This is a genomic window from Amaricoccus solimangrovi (assembly GCF_006385685.1).
GTDB lineage: Bacteria > Pseudomonadota > Alphaproteobacteria > Rhodobacterales > Rhodobacteraceae > Amaricoccus > Amaricoccus solimangrovi.
Genome location: NZ_VFRP01000006.1, coordinates 99,805 through 118,500 on the forward strand (window position 1 = coordinate 99,805; position 18,696 = coordinate 118,500).

The window sequence follows — 18,696 nt, forward strand, 5'->3', positions numbered from 1 at the left end:
ATATCCGATCAATCCGTGCCTCGCAGCAAAGCCAGCGGACGTCCGTCCTCGCCCCGGATCGCGTCGAGCCAGCCTTGGCGGCGGCGCGCGCGGGTCACGCGGAGGCGCTCGCCGGGCTCGACATTGCCGAGATGGCAGACGGCGCGGCGGCGGACCGGCCCCGCGCGGTGCCCCGCCTCGAAGGCGGCGCGGTCGGCGAGGGCGGCGAAGCTCGGGAAATAGAGCAGGCCGGCGGCGTTGAAGTCGAGCGCGGGGCAGGGCAGGAACCAGCGCCCCGCGCCGTCGTCCGGCGCGGCGCGGAAGGCGCGGGCCCCCCGCGCGGCGTCGCGGGCGAGCGCGTCGAGCGCGGGATCGGCTCCCGCGGGAACGGCGAGCACGCGCGGCGCGCGGCGGACCAGCGTCCGGTTGCCGCCCTCCGGCCCGCGCCCGACGAAGGCGGTCACGAGTTCGACCCGGCCGACCGGCGCGCCCGCCGCGAAGAGTTCGATCACCGAGCCGTATCGGCCCCGCCCCACCCGATGAAGCCGCCCGGACATGCTCAGCGCGCCGCCGAGCCGGGGCAGGCCGGGCCGTTCGATGGTCAGCCGGGTCGCGCAGAAGGCGGCGTAGAGCGGCTCGCCCCGCGCGCAGGTGAACAGGGCTTCGCTCTGCCCCATGGCGCGGGCGATCAGCCGCCAGTGGAGATCGCCCGCGCGGCGCATCAGCCATGGTTCGGAAAGCCCGGCGAAACCCATCTCGGCCATGCCGAGCGCATGTGTCTCGTCTATCTCCCGCGGCTCGGGAAGGCGGCCCGCGCGGATCACGCGGCGGCTCCCCTGGCGCGGAACTCCGCGATCCGGCCGGCGAGATGGCGGGCATCCTCGTCGATGGCGAGGAAACGGCCCGAACCCCAGGTGTTGAGCCAGCCGAGCCCGATGAAGTAGACCCCCGGCGCGTCGGTCACGCCGCGATGGAAGGCGGGCCTGCCCCGGCCGTCGAAACAGTCCACCTCGAGCCACGAATAGTCCGGCCGGAAGCCGATGGCCCAGAGGATCGAGGCGATGCCCTCCTCCGCCATGTCGATCCCGGTGATCTCGCGCGCGGGTTCCCAGACCTTCTCGAACGGGGGCTCCTCGGGCGCGTCGATGCCGTGCGCGGCGATGTGGCGGTCGATCTGGTCGCGGATGCCCTGGTAGCTCCTGTCCGCGCCGTCGAGGTTCCTGCCGAGTTCGGGCAGGAAGGTGAGCCGCGTCCCCCGCGCCCCGGAGAGGCCGCCGTAGAGCCTCACGCCCTCGAGCGCGAATTTCCGCAGGTCGATCTCCTTGCCGCCGTCGCGGCCGGACATGTAGTGGTTGGTCTGGCTGACCGCCTTGATCGGATCGGGATGCCTGTCGATGGTGAGGGCGTAGTGTCCGGCGTCGTGGAGCCAGTCGGTCGCGTCGCGTCCGCGATACCTGCGCGGGCTGCGGGGCGCGGAGCCGATGGCGAGGTGAACCGGGCGGCCCTCGCGGTGGAAATCCTCCATGATCTGCACGCCCGACTGCCCGCCGCCGACGATGAGCACGCCGCCCTCGGGGAATTGCGACGGCCGCCGGTATTCGCGCGAATGCATCTGGAAGATCGAAGGGTCGATCGCCGAGGCATAGGGCGGCACCAGCGGTGTGTCATAGCCGCCGGTCGCGATCACCACCTGCTCCGCCGTCCAGTGCCCGGCCGTGGTCTCGACGAGATAGCCGCCGCCCGGACGGGGCGCCACGCGGGTCACGGCGACGTTCTCGCGCAGGGGCGGATCGAAGCTTTCGGCGAAACCGTCGAGGTAGTCGACGATCTCGTCGCGGAGCATGAATCCGTCCGGATCCCTGCCCCGGTAGGGCCAGCCCGGCAGGCGGCATTGCCAGTTGGGGGTGACGAGGCAGAAGCTGTCCCAGCGGTTCACCCGCCAGGACTGGAAGCGGCGGTCGCGTTCGAGCACGACATGATCGATACCGTCACGGCGCAGGTACCAGCTGACCGAAAGCCCGGCCTGGCCGCCGCCGATGACGACGACGGAAACATGCGCTGGTGTGTTCATCGCGGACATGGGTCTGACCTTTCAGGAGAGGGAGAGGCAGAGAACGTCGCCCCGGTCGAAGCGGGCGGCGCGGGCTTCGATCCGCGCGAGCTGATCGAGGGCGCTGGAACAGGCGAAACCGTATTTCGCCTCCACGCGGCGCGAGCCTTCGCGGAGCCCGGCGCGGGCGCGGGCGAGGAAGTCGGCAAGCTGGTAGCGCGCGCCCGCCTCGAGGTGGCGGGCGATGGCGGTCGAGGGCGAATAGCAGGTCTCCTCGGTGCCATCGGGCCAGCGGACGGTGAAACGGACCTCAGGCATGGGCGTCCTCCGGAGCCAGGGCGAGATAGGGGCTGGCGCGCCAGTCCCAGAAGAGCGCGTGCGCGCCCTCTCCCACGAAATCGACGCGGGAGGAGGCCGTGGCGCGGCCGATGACGGCGGCCCGGATGTCGCGGGCGCGGAAGCGGGCGAGGGTAGCGGAGGCCGACTCGGGGCGGATGGAGAGCAGGAAGCCGTAGCTCGGGAAGGCGCGGAGCCAGCGTTCGAGCGGCGCCCCCGGTGGCCGCGGGATCGCGGCGAGGTCGATGTCGAAGCCGACGCCGGAGCTTTCGGCGAGCATGAGCGCGGTGCCGGCGATGCCGCCCTGGCTGATGTCCTTGCCGGCGTCGACGAGGTGCTCCTCGGCGAGCGCGGGCAGGAGGGCGAGGTCGCCGCGCAGACGTTCGGGCGCGGCTTCGGCGGCGAACCAGTTGTCGAACCGCGGGCGCCAGCCGCCCCGGTGGTCGATGGCGGCGATGAGCAGGTCGCCCGGCCGCGCGCCGGATCCGGAGATGAGCCGGCCGGCAAGCCCCGTGACGGCGACGGAGAGATTGAGGCCGGGCGCGCGGAGATTGGTATGTCCGCCGACGATCGGCACGCCGTAGGCCGCCGCCGCCGCCCGCAGGCCGGCGAGCACCGGCGCGGCGCTGGCCGCGTCGGGCGCCCAGATCATGTCGGTGAGCGCGGTGGCGCGCCCGCCCATGGCGGCGATGTCCGAGAGGTTCACCATCACCCCGCACCAGCCGGCGAACCACGGATCGTCGGCGACGAAGGCCGGGATGAAGGCCTCCGCCGCGAAGAGGTCGAAACCTCCTCCGGGCCGGGGCAGGGCGGCGGCGTCGTCGCCCGGGCGGCCCTCGCTCGCCGCGCCGAGGCCGAGGCCCCGCGTCGCCGTCGCGATGTCGAGCTTGCCCCGGATCGACGGATGCGCGGCGAGCGCCGCCGCCAGTTCGCCGGGAGTCATGCTCCGCCTCCGGGCGCGGCCAGGCGCCAGCCCGTGGCGGGGTCGGGGACCGGCGCGTAATGCGCGAGGCTCGCCGACATGCTGAGATGCGGGCGCCCGTGCAGTTCCGCCTCGCCCTCGATGTGCCAGTGGAGCCGGCGGAAGAGAGCCGCGTTCCGGCGCTGGACATGGGCGTGGAAGCTCGTGGCCCCGCGCGCCCGGGCGGTTCCGACCGCGAGGCGGATGAGTTCGGCGCCGAGCCGCCCGACCCGGCGGTGATCGGCCGCGACGGCGAGGCGGGAACCCCACCATACGCCGGGCCCGGCCTCGTGTATGCGCACCGTGCCGACCACGCGGGCGCCGGCGAGGGCGACGAGCGGGAGCGCCACGGCGTCGACCGCGTCGCGGTCGTCCCGGGCGAAGACGCCCTGCTCGGCGACGAAGACCGCGCGGCGGAGCGCGAAGGCGGCCTCCATTTCCGCGCCCCGGGCGGCGCGCACGGCGAAGTCGCGGGTGAGGAGTTCGGCGCCGCTCATCTCGGGCTAAGCCGCTCGTAGGTGGCGAGGGCGGAGCAGGCGCCGCATCTGCCGCAACCCGCCTTGATGTCCTCGGAGCCGAGGCCACCGGCGACGATCATCCGCGACAGCGGCTCCAGGATCGCGGCCATGAAGGCGGAGGAGGGGGCCGGATGGCTTTCGAGCGGCGTGCCCGAGATCGGCACGAAGGGGACGACGAAGGGATAGACACCAAGCGCCACCAGCCGTTCCGAGGTCGCGAGGATCGCTTCCGGCGTGTCGCCGAGCCCGGCGAGGATGTAGGTCGAGACCTGCCCCCGGCCGAAGACGCGCACCGCCGCCTCGAAACTCGCGAAATACTTCGCGAGCGGCACGCTGGCCTTCCCCGGCATGATCCGCGCCCGCACCTCGGGCGTCACCGCCTCGAGATGCATGCCGAGCGCGTCCACCCCGGCCGCGCGCATCCGCCCGTGCCAGGCATCGTCCTCAGGCGGCTCGCACTGCGCCTGGATCGGCAGCGCGACCGCCGCCTTGATCGCCGCCGCGCTCTCGGCGAGCACCGCCGCGCCCCGGTCGGCGCCGCGCGGCGTGCCGGTCGTCAGCACCATATGCTTCACCCCGTCGAGCGCCACCGCCGCCTTGGCGACCTCCGCGAGCTGCGCCGGGGTCTTGCGCGCGATGGTCCGCCCCGCGGCGAGGCTCTGGCCGATGGCGCAGAACTGGCAGGTCCTCTTCCGGCTCTCGTAGCGGACGCAGGTCTGGAGCACGGTCGTCGCCAGCACGTCGCGCGAATGCAGCACCGCGATCTGGCTGTAGGGAATCCCCTCCGCCGTCGTCAGGTCGTAGAACCGGGGCCGGCCCGGAAAGCTCACCCGCCCGACCTCGCGCCCCTCGCGCAGCACCCGCGCCGCGCCGCCCTCGGGCGCCTCGATCACGTAGGGGCTCTCGAAGGCGGGCGGGGTATGGACCGGGACCATCACCGTGCGGTCCCCGAGCGTCAGCGCCTTGTGGTCGGACGGCCCCGCGCCGCCCCGGCGGCTCGCGTGGCCGGCGTGGGGATCGACGAGGCGCGCCCCCCGGGTCTGGAGCTCGTTGATCAGATCGGCGTCAGGCATCGGTCTCGATCTCCTCGGGCTGGGCCTCGACCGGCGCGGGCGCGTATTCCTCGCGCGGCACGGCGGGGCGGGTGTCGTGGACGAGGCGCAGCAGCTCGGGCCGGGCGTAATGCCCGACCGAATCCATCATCCGCTTGCGCTTGGTGATGAGCTTCATGTCGAGGTCGGCGATCACCATCCCCTCCCCCTCGGTCAGCGGCGGCGCCAGATGCCTCCCCTCCGGCGAGACGATGCAGGTCATGCATCCGTCGCGGAGCCCCTTCCGCAGGGCCGGGTCCGGATGGATCGACGCGACCTGCTCCTCCGAGAGCCAGCCGGTCGCGTTCACGACGAAACAGCCCGATTCGAGCGCGTGGTGGCGCATCGTCACCTCGATCTGCTCGCCGAAGATCGGCCCGACGAGGCTGCCGGGGAAATGGCTCGCGTGGATCTCCTCGCGCTGCGCCATCAGCGCGTAGCGCGCGAGCGGGTTGTAATGCTCCCAGCAGGCGAGCGCGCCGACCCGGCCGACGGCGGTCTCCACCACCTTCAGCCCCGCGCCGTCGCCCTGCCCCCAGATCATCCGCTCGTGATAGGTCGGCGTGATCTTGCGCCGCCTCAGCCTCAGGGTACCGTCCGCGTCGAAGATCAGCTGCGTGTTGTAGAGCGAGCCGCCGTCGCGCTCGTTGACGCCGAGCACGATCACCGCGCCGCGTCTGCGCGCCGCCTCCGCGACCGCGCGGGTCTCCGCGGAGGGTACGCTGACCGCCTCCTGATAGAGCCTCAGATGCTCCGGCCCCTGCTGGACCGGGGGCAGGACGAAGGAGAAATACGGGTAGAAGGGGACGAAGGTCTCCGGGAAGACGATGAATTCCGCCCCCTTGTCGGCGGCTTCCGCGACCGCGTTCAGCACCCGCTCCATGGTTCCGGCGCGCGAGGCGAGGTCGGGGGCGATCTGCACGGCGGCGGCGCGGACCACTGGCTTCTGCATGGGCTTGCTCCTGATCGGGGGGGAGCCCGGGCACGGGGCCCGGGCGGGCGGCGTCAGACGGTCCAGGTGTCGATGACGACGGCGTCGGCGCGCTTGTGGAGCAGCACGCAGTCGAGGACGTCCTGCGGCGCGATCGGGGTGATGCCGGGAATGAGCGACGGCTCGCCATGGCCGTAGAGTGCCTGGAGCGCGAAGCGGCAGGCATAGACCCGGCCGCCATCCTTCATGAAGCGCTCGAGGTTCCTATTGAAGTTCTGGTGGCCGGGGAACGCCTCGTCGCCGAGCGTCGGAAAGCCGCGCTGCACGCCGAGGGTGACGCCGGGGCCGTAGAGAAGGATCGAGGTCTCGAAGCCCTTCTTCTGGAGCCGGATGGCATTCAGGAGGTTCACGAGGCCGATCGAGCCCTCGAAGGCGACGGTATGGAAGGTGACGAGCGCCTTCTGGCCGGGCTCGGCCTTCACGTCCTCGAAGACCTTGCTCTCGTAATCGACGAAGAAGTCGCCCGGCTTGTGGGCGGCGGCGGTGACCTGGGGCATGTGCGATTTCCCTGATGCGTGTGTTGCGACGGGGAAAGCATGTGGGCGCGGCGCCGATCCGATCAATATCCGAATCAATTATACATACAATAAAGCCGCGCCGAGGCGTCTCTCTGCCGCCCGAATGAGCGTTCTAACTCGGCATTGCCGCCTCAAGAGGCACGAAAAAACCGTGGCATCTCGCCGAGGGGCTTGCACATGGCGCGAATCATGATGCATACAATGCGCCTCAATATGCCGGAGCCGCCCATGCTGACCTGGTCACCGGAGCTCGCCCAGAACGGCCAGCCCCGCTATGTAGAGATCGCCGACGCCATCGCGCGCGACATCCGCTCGGGCATCCTCGCCCCCGGGGGCCGCCTGCCGCCGCAACGTAGGCTCGCGGAGCGGCTCGGCCTCGACTTCACGACCGTGTCGCGCGCCTATTCCGAGGCCCGGTCCCGCGGCCTCGTCGAGAGCCATGTCGGGCGGGGCACCTTCGTGCGCGCCGAGGCGGCTCCCGCGCCGGTTCCCGCCGCCGACCCGCGCCGCGCCCGCGAGCAGGATCTGGCGATGAACCTGCCCCCCGAGCCGGCCGACCCCGAACTCCTCGCCGCGATGCGCGAGGGGCTCGCCGCCATCTCGGCCAATCTCGTGCCGCTCCTGCGCTACCAGTCTCCGACCGGCGCGGAGCAGGACCGGGCCGCCGCTCTCTCCTGGCTCTCGCAGCGGGGCATGGTGCCGAACCTCGACCGGATCGCCATCACCCCCGGCGCCCATGTCGCCATGAGCGCCATCCTGTCGGCGCTGGCGGGCCCGGGCGACGCGGTGCTGTCGGAAAGCGTGACCTATCCCGGCCTGCGCTCGATCGCGGCGAAGCTGCGGCTCGATCTCGTCGGTCTCCCCGAGGATGCCGCGGGCATCCTCCCGGACGCGCTGGAGGCGGCGATCCGCGAGCGCGCCCCGAAGGCGCTCTATCTGAATCCGACGCTGCGCAACCCGACCACCGCCACGATTCCGGCCGAGCGGCGGACCGAGATCGCAGCCGTCCTCCTCCGGCACGGCCTGCCGCTGATCGAGGACGACGCCTACGGCTTCATCCCGCCGAGCCCGCCCGCCCCGATCGCGACCCTGGCGCCGGCGCTGACCTGGCACATCGGCGGTCTCGCGAAATGCATCGGCGCCGGGCTCCGCCTCGCCTATACGATCGCGCCCGACAGCCGCGCCGCCTATCTCCTCGGCCAGTCGATCCGCACGCTGGCGGTGATGCCCTCCGCCGTCACCGCCGCGCTCGCCACCCGCTGGATCGAGGACGGCACGGCCGACCGGATCCGGCGCTTCATCCGCGCCGAGACCGCCGCGCGGCAGGCTCTGGCCGCCGAGATCCTCACGGGCCTGAGCTACGAAGGCGACCGCGCCGCCTTCAACCTCTGGCTCCGCCTGCCCGAGGGCGCGGGGCGGGCGGAACTGATGGGCCGGATGGCGGGCCGCGACATCGGCCTCATGCCGTCGGACGCCTTCACCGTCGCCGGCCCGCCGGGCGAATACCTCCGGGTCTGCCTCGGCGGCGCCATCTCCCGCGACCGCCTGCGCGACGGGCTCCTCTTCATGGCGAATACGCTCTCGGGGCAGGCCTGGCTCGGTTGAGCCCCGCGGGGCCCGGCCCCTTCCTCAGGCGCCTCAGTTCCGCGCCAGGAAGGCGATGGCCCGCGCCTGCTGCTCGGCCGTGAAGACATGGCCCCCGGGGGCGATCTCCGTTTCGAGCGCGCGGGGCGCGCCCGCCGCCGCCCAGATCCGGGCGAGATCGCCGAAGGCCTGGCGCGCGGCCGCTTCGGGGACATGGCGGTCCTCCGCCCCGGAGACGAGCCGGAGCCGCCGGGGCGCCGCGAGCCCGGCGACGTCGGGATAATCGAGCCGGCCGCCGAGACCCGGGTGCAGCATCGTGAAGGCGGACTGGCCCCGGGTCTGGTTGCCGCCCGGCACCATCAGATCCGCGAGCCGCGCCATCCAGCCCGCCGCGACACCGGCGCGGATCGCGGGCTCGAGCGCCATCGCCTGCCAGGCGCGGAAACCGCCGAAGGAGAAGCCGAGCACCGAGACACAGGTCCGGTCCACCGCCGGGTGCCGGGCGAGCCAGCGGGCAAGCTGCGCGTCCTCCGCCGCGATGATTCCGGCGAGGGTCAGGCCGAACTGCATCAGGTTGCAGGCGAGCGCCTGTTGCGCCGCATAGCCGTTGCCGACGCGCGACCCCCAGCCGAGCGCGTCCGCCGCGATCACCACGAAGCCGCGCGCCGCCAGCGCCTGCCCGAGCGCCACCCCGCCATAGAGCCGCTCCTGCCATTCGCGGGCGACCCCGGCGCGCTCCGGATCGTCCCAGGGCGCGATCATCTTCTCCTTGCCGATCGCGAATTCCGAGCCGTGGTCATGCTGGAGCAGGACCGCCGGACGCGGCCCCGCGCCCGAGGGGAGCAGCATCAGCGCCTCGCTCCGCGCCCCGGTCGGAAAGCGCAGCCGCAGCCGCAGGCGGGTGACCCCGCCAGCGTCCGAGCGGCCGATCTCCTCCGCCACCGCCTCGCCGTCGAGCGCCGGTCCGACCCCGCGGCGAAGCAGATCCCGGCCCGCCGCGCGCCAGCCCTCGAAATCGCCGCGCCAGTTCCCGAACCCATGCGAGAAGCGCGGCTCCGCCGCCATGCCGGCGAGGAAGTCCGGCATGTTGTCGGCGTCGATCGTCACGGTTCAGCCCCGGCTCTTCGCCGCCTGCGCGAGCCGGTCGCGGCTGCCGCCGAGATGCATCCGGAGCGCGGCGCGCGCCGCGTCGCTGTCGCCGGCCTCGATCGCCGCGACGATCTGCTTGTGCTCGTCGCTGATCTTGCGCAGGTAGTCCCGGAGGGTCTTGGCGTCGTACTGGTGCGCCGGAACCCGCGCGCGTGGCACGAGAACTTCTCCGAGGTAGTTGAAGAGGCCGAGGAAATGCCGGTTGCCGGTCGCCTGGGCGATGGCGCGGTGGAAGGCGATGTCGAGATCGACCGTCGCCTCGCCCGCCTCGATGGCCGCGTCCATCGCCGCGCAGGCCTCCGTGATCCGCCGCAATTCCTCGGGCGAGCGCCGCCGCGCGGCGAGCGCGGCGGCCTCGGATTCGATGGCGATGCGAAGTTCCAGCGCCTCCAGCACCTCGCTGACCACGGAGAGGTTCTCCTCGGAGATCCGGAAGGCCCGCACCCCCTCGTCGAGCACGAAGGCGCCCTTGCCCTGCCGGGTCGCGACGAGGCCGCTCGCCTTGAGGTTCGCGATCGCCTCGCGCACCACGGTCCGGCTGACGCCGAATTCCTCGATCAGCTCCTTCTCGGTCGGGAGCTGGGTGCCCTTCGGATAGGCGCCGGCCTGGATGCGGTCGGTCATCGACTCGACGAGTTGCGAGGTCAGCGACTGCCGTGGCCGGGCCATGTCCATCTCCTTACGCCGCCCGCTCGTAGGCGAGGCTCGCGCCGATGAGCTCGCGCGAATAGGGGTGAGCCGCCGCGTTGCCCGGGATCGCCGCCCGGTCGAGGATCTCGACGATCCGCCCCTGCAGCATGATCGCGAACTGGTCGCACATGTGGTCGACCACGGCAAGGTCGTGGCTGACCAGCAGATAGGTGAGGCCGCGCTCCGCCCGGAGCTTCGCGAGCAGGTTCAGCACTTCCGCCTGCACCGAGACGTCGAGCGCCGAGGTCGGCTCGTCCAGGAGCAGCACCGAGGGCTCGAGCACCAGCGCCCGTGCGATGGCGACGCGCTGCCGCTGCCCGCCCGAGAGCTCGTGCGGATAGCGGTCGAGGAAATCGACCGGCAGGCCCACGTCCACCATCGCCCGCTCCATCCGCTCCGCCTCGCGGTCGAGCCCGTGGATCCTGAGCGGCTCGGCCAGCGTCGTCCGGATCGAGTGCCGCGGATGCAGCGAACCGTAGGGATCCTGGAACACCATCTGCACGTCGCGGCACCGCGCCTTGCGCTTCGCCTCGCGCACCGGCTGCCCGCCGATCTCGATCCGGCCCTCCCAGGTGGTGAGCAGGAGGCCGATGCATTTCAGGATCGTGGACTTGCCCGAGCCGGATTCGCCGACCAACCCGAAGCTCTCGCCGGAGCGCACCTTGAAGCTCACATCGTCGAGGATGCGCCGCGCCTGCGCGCCGAGGCCGAGCCGGATGGTCAGCCCTTCGATCGTTATGTCGCTCATGCGCTCGCCTCCGCCATCGGTTGCTTCCAGCCTTCCTCCCGTCGCAGCACCGGCAGCGGCCTGCGGTCGCCGCCGATCCTCGGCTGCGCGGCGAGAAGGCCGCGGGTATAGGGATGCCGCGCCCGGCCCAGTTCGGCCGCGGGCAGCGCCTCGACCACCTGGCCCGCGTACATGATGAGCACGCGGTCGCAGAAGTTCCGGACGAGGTTCAGGTCGTGCGAGATCATGATGAGCCCGAGCCCGCGCCGGCGCACCAGGTCGTCGAGGATGCCGAGCACCTTCATCCGCACCGTCACGTCGAGCGCCGAGGTCGGCTCGTCCGCGATCACCACCTCCGGTTCGGGCACCAGCATCATCGCGATCATCACACGCTGGCCCATGCCGCCGGAGATCTCGTGCGGATAGAGCTCGTAGACCCGTTCGGGATCGCGGATCTCGACCGCCTCGAGCATCTCGAGCGCCTTCTCCCGCGCCTCCCGCTTGGCGCCGCGATGATGCACGGCATAGGCCTCCGCGATCTGGTCGCCGACGCGCTTGACCGGATTGAGCGAGAATTTCGGATCCTGCAGGATCATCGAGATCCGCGCGCCCCTTATGTCGAGCATCCGCCGCTCGGAGGCCTTCAGCAGATCGGTCCCCATGAACTCCATCCGCCCGGCCTCGATCGTCGCGCCCGGCAGCAGCCTCAGCAGCGCCCGGCCGATCGTCGATTTCCCCGACCCGCTCTCGCCGACGATCCCGAGCCGCTCCCGCCCCAGCGCGAAGGACACGCCCCGCACCGCCGGGTTGGCCGAGGCCCCGCGCCCGTAGGTGACGCGCAGCCCCTCCACCGTCATCAACCGGTCCATCAGTGCCGCCCCTTCCGCTGCTTGGGATCGAGCGCGTCGCGAAGCCCGTCGCCGATCAGGTTGAAGGCGAGGCTGACGCAGAGGATCGCCCCGCCCGGGAACGCCACCAGCCACCAGCTCTCCAGCATGTAGCGCCGCCCGATCGCGATCATCGCCCCCCATTCCGGCAACGGCGGCTGCGCGCCCAGGCCCAGGAACCCCAGCCCCGCCGCGGTCAGGATCACGGTCGCGAGCGAGAGCGTGAGCCGCGTCAGCACCGAGGGCAGGCACATCGGCACGATCTGCTTCCAGATGATCCGCGCCGCCGACGCCCCCTGCATCTTCGCCGCCGAGACATAGTCCGCCCCGCGCAGCGTCAGCGTCTCGGCCCGCGCCAGCCGCGCGATCGGCGGCCAGGAGGTGAGCGCGATCGCGACGATCGCATTCTCGAGCCCCGCCCCGAGCGCCGCCACGAAGGCGAGCGACAGGATGAGCCCGGGGAAGGACAGGAAGATGTCGGTGATCCGCATCAGCGCCGTGTCGAACCAGCCGCCGAAATACCCCGCGACCGTCCCCACCGCGAGCCCGATCGGCCCGACGATCACGCCCACGAGCGCGATGATCGTGAGCGTGATCCGCGCGCCATAGACCAGCCGGCTGAACACGTCCCGCCCGACCTCGTCGGTGCCGAAGAAATGCGCCCAGCTCGGCGGCTGGAGCGCCGCGCCGAGATCCTGCGCGTAGGGGTCCGCCGTCGCGATCAAGGGCGCGAAGGCCGCCATCACGATCAGCGCGAGGATCACGACGAGCCCGAAGGCCGAGGACGGGTTGCCCGCGAGATGGCGCAGCACGGTCCCGAGGTAGTCGGCGCCGGAGCGCAGGCCCGCGAGACGGCGGGGCGGGGCGGAGGAGTGCATCGGAATGGCTGTCATCGTGTCCTCGGATCGAAGACCCTGTAGAGCAGGTCGGAGAGCAGGTTCAGCGCGATGAAGATCACGCCGACGATGAGCACGCAGGTCATCACCGCGTTCATGTCGCCGGTCAGCATGTTGTTGGTCATGTAGGAGCCGAAGCCCGGCCAGGAGAACACCGTCTCGATCAGCACCGCGCCTTCGAGCAGCCCGCCATAGGCGAGCGCCACGATGGTGACGAGCTGGACGCGGATGTTGGCGAAGGCATGGCCCCAGATCGTGCGCGTCTGGCTCAGCCCCTTCACCCGCGCGGTGGTGATGTATTCCTGGTTCAGCTGGTCGAGCATGAAGCTCCGCGTCATCCGGGTGATGTAGGCGAGCGAGGCGAGCCCGAGGATCGAGGCCGGCAGGATCAGGTGGTTGAGCGCGTCCCCGAACACGTCCCAGTCGCCCGAGAGCGCCGAATCGATCAGCAGGAACCCGGTCCGGGGTTCCACCATCCCGTCGTAGAAGTCCGAGACCCGCCCGCCGCCGCCGACCCAGTCGAGCCTGGCGTAGAACAGGATGAGCCCGATCATGCCGGTCCAGAAGATCGGCATCGAATGGCCGAGCAGGGTCGCGACCCGCACGAGGTGGTCGGTCGGCCGGTTCTTCCGCGCCGCCGCGAGCACGCCGAGCGGGACCCCGAGCCCGGCGCCGATCAGGATCGCGAAGGTCGCGAGCTCGATCGTCGCCGGCATCACGCGCGCGATGTCCTCGATCACCGGCTGGCCGGTCCTGAGCGAAGTGCCGAAGTCGCCCCGCGCGATCTGGCCGAGGTAGTCGGCGAACTGGACATAGACCGGCTGGTCCATGCCGAGCTCGTGATAGACCTGTTCATAGGTCGCCTGATCGGCTTCCTCGCCGACCATCGCGCGCACCGGATCGACCGGCATCAGCCGGCCGATCGCGAAGGTGAGCGCGAGCAGACCGAGCAGCGTGACGAGGATCGTTCCCGCCTGCCGGGCGAAACCCGCCAGACGCCCGGAAGTCGGTGACAAGGCCAGTCGCATCGTGCTCCCCCCTGTCCGCTCAGCGGTCCTTGGTGATCGCGCCGAGGTCGGTGCCCCAGGACGGGTTCAGCGTGAAGTTCTCGAGATCGGCGCGGTAGGCGACCGAGTCGAGCACCTCGGCGAAGGGCTGGATCGACGGCACCACCGTCGCGATCCGCCCCTGGATGTCGTGATACATCGCGACCTGCTTGTCGGCGTCGCTCTCGATCAGCGCCGCGTCGATCGCGGCGTTGATCTCGGGGTCGTAGAACGAGGTCCGCCAGCCCTGGAAATTGGTGAGCTTGGCCGCGTCCGAGTTGTCGGGGTTGTAGATGATCGCGCGCAGGTTCGAGTCCGGATGCGGCAACTGCCCGCCGCCGCCGCGGCCGACCAGAAGCTCGAAATTCCGCTCCCGCATCGCGCCATAGATCTGCTCGCCCGAGCCGGAGATGATCTCGGCGTCGATCCCGGCCTGTTTCAGCGTCGCCTGGATCGCGGTCGCGGTGCTCATGAAGGGCGCGTCGGCGAGCGCGCGCAGCGTCACCTTGAAGCCGTCCGGATAGCCCGCCTCGCTCAGCAGCGTCTTGGCGCGGTCGACGTCGAGCGTGTAGCCCGGATCCGGCATCGCGCCGATCACGCCCGAGGCGATGGGCCGCTGATGCGCCTGCCCGTAATAGGGCATGATCGCCGCGTTGATCCCGTCGTAGTCGATGAGATAGCGCAGCGCCTCGCGCACCTTCGGCTTGGCCAGCCGCTCGTCCTTCATGCTGACGGCGAGATAGTAGAAGCCGCTGCCCGGCTGCGAGATCACCTCGACGCCCTCCTCGGCCGAGAGCGCCTTCAGATCGGGACCCGCGAGCGAGAAGCCGATGTCGATGTCGCCCTTCTCGAGCATCAGCCGCTGGTTCTGCGATTCCGGGATGTGGCGCATGATGACGCGCTTCATCGCGGAGGGCTCGCCCCAGTAGTCGCCGTTGCGGGTCAGGATCACCCGGTCGTTCGCCTTCCAGCCGTCGAAGGTGAACTTGCCCGATCCGGCGGAATGGGTGTTGAGCCAGTCGGCGCCCAGGTCGCCGTCCTTCTCGTTCTCCATCACCAGCTTCGAATCGAGCACCGAGCCCGGCCCGACGATGCCGAGCGTCTGCACGATCACCTTCGGATCGACCGGCTTCGGCAGCGTGACGACCACCGTCCTCTCGTCCGGCGCGGTGAAGCTCGCGCCCGCGTTCTCCTTGGTGAAGCCGTGGGTCTTGAGGAACGAGGCCTGGGCGAGGTTGAGCGTCATCAGCCGGTTCAGCGACCAGACCACATCCTGCGCCGTCACCGGATTGCCGGAGGCGAAGACCGCGTCGTCGCGCAGGTGGAAGGTGATGCTCTTGTTGTCGGGCGCGATCGCCCAGCTTTCCGCGAGATCGGGATTGACCTTCGCCCGGTCCTTCGCGTCGAGCGTGACGAGGTTGTCGTAGACATTGGCGAGGATCTGCACCGGCTCGCGGCCGGTGATCGCCGCGGGGTCGAGCGTCAGCACATTGGTCATCGAGAAGCCGACGACGAGCTGGTCCTTCGGCGTCTCGGCGAGCGCGGGCAGCGCCGCCGATCCGAGCAGCGCCGCGAGGGTCAGGCCGCGAAGGGATGCGAGCATTGGGATATTCCTCCGAGTCGTGTCGATCGTGGAACGTCGACTTTGCTTCAACTTGTATGATGTCTTATCGGGATGGGCAAGGTTTCTCCGCTTGCCCCTCCGGAACGCGCGTCCTTATTCGCCCGGCGGCGTCGAATATGCATATGCATATTACCGCCCTTTCCGGGCTGTTCCGGGACTTCCGTCAAATATGCATATGCATATTTCGGCCGATTTTGGCCCCGGAGACGGTCGCGCGCCGCCACCGGGAGGGTGATTACTGCGGCCCCAGCGTCGCGATCAGCGCCGCGAGATCGGCTTCCTCCGCCTCGGTCAGGTCGGTCAGCGGCGGCCTGACCGGCCCGGCCGGGCGCCCGACGATCCGCGCGCCCGCCTTGATGATCGAGACCGCGTAACCCTGCGAGCGGTTGCGGATCGCGAGATAGGGCATGAAGAAATCGCGCAGCAGCCGGCCGGTAGTCGCCGTGTCGCCGCTCCGGACCGCGGCGTAGAAGTCCATCGCCGTCTTCGGGATGAAGTTGAACACCGCCGAGGAATAGACCGGGAAGCCGGCCGCGTTATAGGCCTCGGCATAGACCTCCGCCGTCGGCAGCCCGCCGAGGTAGCTCAGCCGGTCGCCGAGCTTCGAGCGCACCGCCATCACGCCCTCGATGTCGCCGACGCCGTCCTTGAAGCCGATCAGGTTCGGATTTCGCTCCGCGAGCTCCGCGACCGTCTCCGCGCTCAGCCGGCAGACGTTGCGGTTGTAGACGATCACGCCGATCGAGGTCGCCTTGCAGACCGCCTCGACATGCGCGGCGAGGCCCTTCTGGTTCGCCTCGGTCAGATAGTGCGGCATCAGCAGCACCCCCGCCGCGCCCGCCGCCTCGGCGGCCCGGGTCATCTCGATCGCGAGCCGCGTGCCATAGCCCGCCCCGGCGATGATCGGCGTATCGGAGCCGCAGGTCTCGACCGCGGCGCGCACCACCCGGGCCTGTTCGGCCGGCGTCAGCGAGAAGCCCTCGCCGGTGCCGCCCGCGGCGAAGAGCACCGTCGCGCCATAGGGCATCAGCCATTCGAGCCGCTCGCGATACGGCGCCTCGGCGAAGTCGCCGGCCGCGTCGAAATCGGTGATCGGGAAGGACATGAGCCCGGAGGAAAGCACCTGCTTGAGTTCCTCGGGGGTGTAGGCCTGGGCGACCGGGCGGAGAATCTTGTTCATTGTCAATCCTCTGGGGAAAACTGGCTCAATAGCAGAGATTGGCATCGATGAAGTCGAAGTTGATGTCGAGGCCGAGCCCGGGCCGGTCGGAGAGGTGGACGAAGCCGTCCTCGTCCATCGGATCGGCGAGCGCGTTGAGGTAGTCGAACCCGTCGTCGTACTCGAGGAACGGGTGCAGCAGCCCCCGCTCGTACCAGCGGCAGTTCTTCGAGACGGCGGTGACGATCAGGTTCTCCGCGCCGTTGCCGTGCACCTCGCAGTTCATCCCGAAGCATTCGGCGAGCCGCATGGTCTTGAGCGCGGGCGTGATGCCGCCGACGTCATGCACGCCGGTCCGAAGGATGTCGCAGGCCCCGGCCTTGATCCATTCGGCGCGGGTGAAATGCTTGCCCGGCGCGCTTTCCGGGCCGAGCACCGGAATGTCGAGGTTCTCCGCGAGCCAGGCGTAGGTCGACATGCTCTGCTCGTCGAGCGGTTCCTCGATCCAGGCGAAACCGAGTTTCTCGAGCCCGCGGCCGAGTTCCAGCGCCTCGGTGCGCGAATACCAGTGGAAGGCGTCGATCATCAGGTGGATGTCCGGCCCGACCGCCTCGCGCACCGCCGCGCAGGCCTTAAGGTCCATCCTTACGTCCGGCGCCCAGGAGACCGGCGGCATCCAGGTGTGCAGCTTGATCCCCTTGTAGCCGCGCGCCACCAGCTTCTCGGCGAACCGCCCGTAATCCTCCGGCGTCGCGAGCCCGCCTTCGAGCTCGTCGCCGCACATGATCGAGCCATAGGCCGGCACCTTGTCGCGATAGGCGCCGATCAGCTTGTGCGCCGGCTGGTTCAGCGCCCGGCCTGCGAGATCCCAGAGCGCGCAATCGACGATCGCGAGCGCCCGGTCCGTGAGCTGCATCGCGCTGCCGCGCTGCCAGTGGGCGAGCTCCTGCCAGAGCTTCTCGCGGTCGAAGGGGTTGGCGCCGATCAGCACCGCCTTGACGAACTTCTCGATCACATGCGGCCGGATCACCTCCGGAGGTGCGAAGCAATGCCCCTCCTCGCCCGTTTCGGTCCGTACGGTGAGCACCCCCATGCGCACCTGATGCGCCGGCCCCGGATGCGCATGTCCCGCGCTGTCGGCGTGCCTCTTCGTCGTGGTCCGGAAGACCCTGACCGAGACATCTTCGATCCGCATTCACGCCTCCCCCGCGGGTGATTCATAAGTTATATGTCATCATACAAGTTGGCTGCGGCGTGTCAACTGGTGCTCTCGCCTCCACGCGCTTCGGCGCCGACAGCGCTGGAGACCTCCGCCGCCGCGCCGGGTGGCGACGGCGGGCGTCACTTCCGCCTCGGTTCCTCCAGGCCCGCGCCGACGGGGGCGAGGCGGCCGGCCCGCCGCGCGTGAAGCGCCTCGGCCAGCGAGAGCGCCGCGTTCGCGACCTCCCCCCGAATGGCTTCGTCCTTGTCGAGCGCCTCGTGGCTGGTCGCGTAGGGATCCCAGTAGCCGATGTAGCGGTCGAGTTCGGCGCGCGACCCGGCCGAGGTCAGCCCCATGAACGCCAGCCAGTCCGAGAGCGCGCGCCGGACATTCTCCGCCCCCTCCACATCGCCGTGGACCACGACGGAATAGAGGCGTCCCGCGAGATGCCGCGGGTAGTCCCATCCGCCGAGCTCGATCGTCTTCGCGCGCAGGGCGTCCTTGCCATGGGTCAGGGTCGGATCGGGATTGCCACCGTCCGCGCAGACGAGCCGGTCGATCATGAGCTTCAGCGGCGAACTGACCTGATACCAGTGGACCGGCGTGATGATCATGATCCCGTGGGCGCCGACCCAGAGCGGATAGATCTCGTTCATCCAGTCATGCGCCTGGCCGAGCGAGTGGTTGGGATAGCAGGAGCACGGCCAGTGGCAGAGCGGCGCGGCGGTGGAGAAGCAGGCCTTGCACGGATGGATTTCCCGGCCGTATTCGGAGGTCAGGCGCGAGAGGTCGAGGATGTCCACGTCGATGCCCTGCGAGGCGAGGGCGGTTTCGGCGAGTCCGGCGAGCCGCCAGCTCTTCGACATTTCGCCGGGGCAGGTGTGCTCGCTCCGGGGCGACGCGTTGATGACGAGCGCCCGCGGCCTCTGGGCCCCGTCATGACGCGCCCGCGCCCGCGCGATGGCCTCGCGCGCGGCCAGCCAGTCGGTGGAGAGCTCGTGGTCGGGATCGGCGAAGGCCTCCCCGGCGCGCCGGGTCCGGGGGGCCTTGCGACCGTCGCGATAGGCCTGCCAGGCCACCTCCGCGATCCGGTCGATCTCGACCGACAGCGCGTCGAAGGCCGGATCGGTGAAGCGCCCGCGGTACCGCGCCTTGAAGGTCTCCTCGTCGAGCCGGGGTGTCGGCATTCCCTCGCGGGGGCGTGGAACCGGTCCCTCGCGTTCGCCGCATTTCGCCATTTCGTCCTCGCCATCCGTTCGTCGTCGCGTTTCAACGCGGCCACGGCGATC

19 protein-coding genes are annotated in these 18,696 nt (G+C 70.5%); 1 reads left to right on the forward strand and 18 read right to left on the reverse strand.

Features of this window, described 5'->3' with window-relative positions:
- Positions 1-8: 8 nt before the first annotated feature.
- Genes FJM51_RS08320 through FJM51_RS08355 form a run of 8 tightly spaced genes read right to left on the reverse strand, consistent with a single transcriptional unit; the run spans position 9 to position 6,423 of the window.
- A complete protein-coding gene (locus FJM51_RS08320) occupies positions 9-803 on the reverse strand; it encodes a Pnap_2097 family protein (RefSeq protein ID WP_210240228.1) in 795 nt (264 codons plus the stop codon).
- Complete coding sequence (locus tag FJM51_RS08325) at positions 800-2,059, reverse strand: MSMEG_0569 family flavin-dependent oxidoreductase (protein ID WP_140453666.1); 1,260 nt, start codon at positions 2,057-2,059, stop codon at positions 800-802. Before FJM51_RS08325 ends, FJM51_RS08320 begins: the two co-directional genes overlap by 4 nt.
- Before the next feature lie 12 nt (positions 2,060-2,071).
- Positions 2,072-2,347 carry an MSMEG_0570 family nitrogen starvation response protein gene (locus FJM51_RS08330; RefSeq protein ID WP_140453667.1) on the reverse strand — a complete coding sequence of 92 codons (276 nt, stop codon included), beginning with the start codon at positions 2,345-2,347 and terminating at the stop codon, positions 2,072-2,074.
- On the reverse strand, positions 2,340-3,308 hold the full coding sequence (locus FJM51_RS08335; protein ID WP_140453668.1) for a sll0787 family AIR synthase-like protein: 969 nt from the start codon (positions 3,306-3,308) through the stop codon (positions 2,340-2,342). Before FJM51_RS08335 ends, FJM51_RS08330 begins: the two co-directional genes overlap by 8 nt.
- Positions 3,305-3,823 carry an MSMEG_0567/Sll0786 family nitrogen starvation N-acetyltransferase gene (locus FJM51_RS08340; protein ID WP_140453669.1) on the reverse strand — a complete coding sequence of 173 codons (519 nt, stop codon included), beginning with the start codon at positions 3,821-3,823 and terminating at the stop codon, positions 3,305-3,307. Before FJM51_RS08340 ends, FJM51_RS08335 begins: the two co-directional genes overlap by 4 nt.
- Complete coding sequence (locus FJM51_RS08345; RefSeq protein ID WP_140453670.1) at positions 3,820-4,917, reverse strand: MSMEG_0568 family radical SAM protein; 1,098 nt, start codon at positions 4,915-4,917, stop codon at positions 3,820-3,822. The genes FJM51_RS08340 and FJM51_RS08345 overlap by 4 nt, the downstream gene beginning before the upstream one ends.
- Positions 4,910-5,887: a Nit6803 family nitrilase gene (locus FJM51_RS08350; protein ID WP_140453671.1), complete on the reverse strand. Its 978-nt coding sequence runs from the start codon at positions 5,885-5,887 to the stop codon at positions 4,910-4,912. Before FJM51_RS08350 ends, FJM51_RS08345 begins: the two co-directional genes overlap by 8 nt.
- 53 nt (positions 5,888-5,940) lie before the next feature.
- A complete protein-coding gene (locus FJM51_RS08355; protein ID WP_140453672.1) occupies positions 5,941-6,423 on the reverse strand; it encodes an MSMEG_0572/Sll0783 family nitrogen starvation response protein in 483 nt (160 codons plus the stop codon).
- A 249-nt stretch (positions 6,424-6,672) separates the two neighbouring features.
- On the opposite strand from FJM51_RS08355, the gene FJM51_RS08360 reads away from it, so the two are divergent.
- Positions 6,673-8,049, forward strand: coding sequence for an aminotransferase-like domain-containing protein (locus FJM51_RS08360; RefSeq protein ID WP_140453673.1), 1,377 nt, complete (start codon positions 6,673-6,675; stop codon positions 8,047-8,049).
- Positions 8,050-8,082: 33 nt separating this feature from the next.
- On the opposite strand, the gene FJM51_RS08365 is transcribed toward FJM51_RS08360, so the two are convergent.
- From FJM51_RS08365 to FJM51_RS08410, 10 genes are all read right to left on the reverse strand, one after another.
- The gene (locus tag FJM51_RS08365; protein ID WP_140453674.1) at positions 8,083-9,135 is read right to left on the reverse strand and encodes a dienelactone hydrolase family protein; all 1,053 of its coding nucleotides are present in this window, start codon (positions 9,133-9,135) and stop codon (positions 8,083-8,085) included.
- 3 nt (positions 9,136-9,138) lie between these two features.
- Positions 9,139-9,846, reverse strand: coding sequence for a FadR/GntR family transcriptional regulator (locus FJM51_RS08370; protein WP_140453675.1), 708 nt, complete (start codon positions 9,844-9,846; stop codon positions 9,139-9,141).
- Between the two features lie 10 nt (positions 9,847-9,856).
- Positions 9,857-10,615: an ABC transporter ATP-binding protein gene (locus FJM51_RS08375; RefSeq protein WP_140453676.1), complete on the reverse strand. Its 759-nt coding sequence runs from the start codon at positions 10,613-10,615 to the stop codon at positions 9,857-9,859.
- On the reverse strand, positions 10,612-11,463 hold the full coding sequence (locus tag FJM51_RS08380) for an ABC transporter ATP-binding protein (RefSeq protein WP_140453677.1): 852 nt from the start codon (positions 11,461-11,463) through the stop codon (positions 10,612-10,614). Before FJM51_RS08380 ends, FJM51_RS08375 begins: the two co-directional genes overlap by 4 nt.
- Positions 11,463-12,374, reverse strand: a complete 912-nt coding sequence (locus FJM51_RS08385; protein ID WP_140453678.1) for an ABC transporter permease — start codon at positions 12,372-12,374, stop codon at positions 11,463-11,465. The genes FJM51_RS08380 and FJM51_RS08385 overlap by 1 nt, the downstream gene beginning before the upstream one ends.
- Entirely contained in the window at positions 12,371-13,405 is a 1,035-nt protein-coding gene (locus tag FJM51_RS08390) for an ABC transporter permease (protein ID WP_140453679.1), read from the reverse strand. The genes FJM51_RS08385 and FJM51_RS08390 overlap by 4 nt, the downstream gene beginning before the upstream one ends.
- Positions 13,406-13,424: 19 nt before the next feature.
- Positions 13,425-15,026 (reverse strand): ABC transporter substrate-binding protein, encoded by a 1,602-nt coding sequence (locus FJM51_RS08395; protein ID WP_140453680.1) that lies wholly within the window; start codon positions 15,024-15,026, stop codon positions 13,425-13,427.
- A gap of 256 nt (positions 15,027-15,282) precedes the next feature.
- Positions 15,283-16,227, reverse strand: coding sequence for a 5-dehydro-4-deoxyglucarate dehydratase (gene kdgD / locus FJM51_RS08400; RefSeq protein WP_140453681.1), 945 nt, complete (start codon positions 16,225-16,227; stop codon positions 15,283-15,285).
- Positions 16,228-16,252: 25 nt separating this feature from the next.
- Entirely contained in the window at positions 16,253-17,401 is a 1,149-nt protein-coding gene (locus FJM51_RS08405; protein ID WP_140453682.1) for a mandelate racemase family protein, read from the reverse strand.
- Positions 17,402-17,547: 146 nt separating this feature from the next.
- Positions 17,548-18,594: a flavodoxin family protein gene (locus FJM51_RS08410; RefSeq protein WP_140453683.1), complete on the reverse strand. Its 1,047-nt coding sequence runs from the start codon at positions 18,592-18,594 to the stop codon at positions 17,548-17,550.
- Positions 18,595-18,696 lie beyond the last annotated feature (102 nt).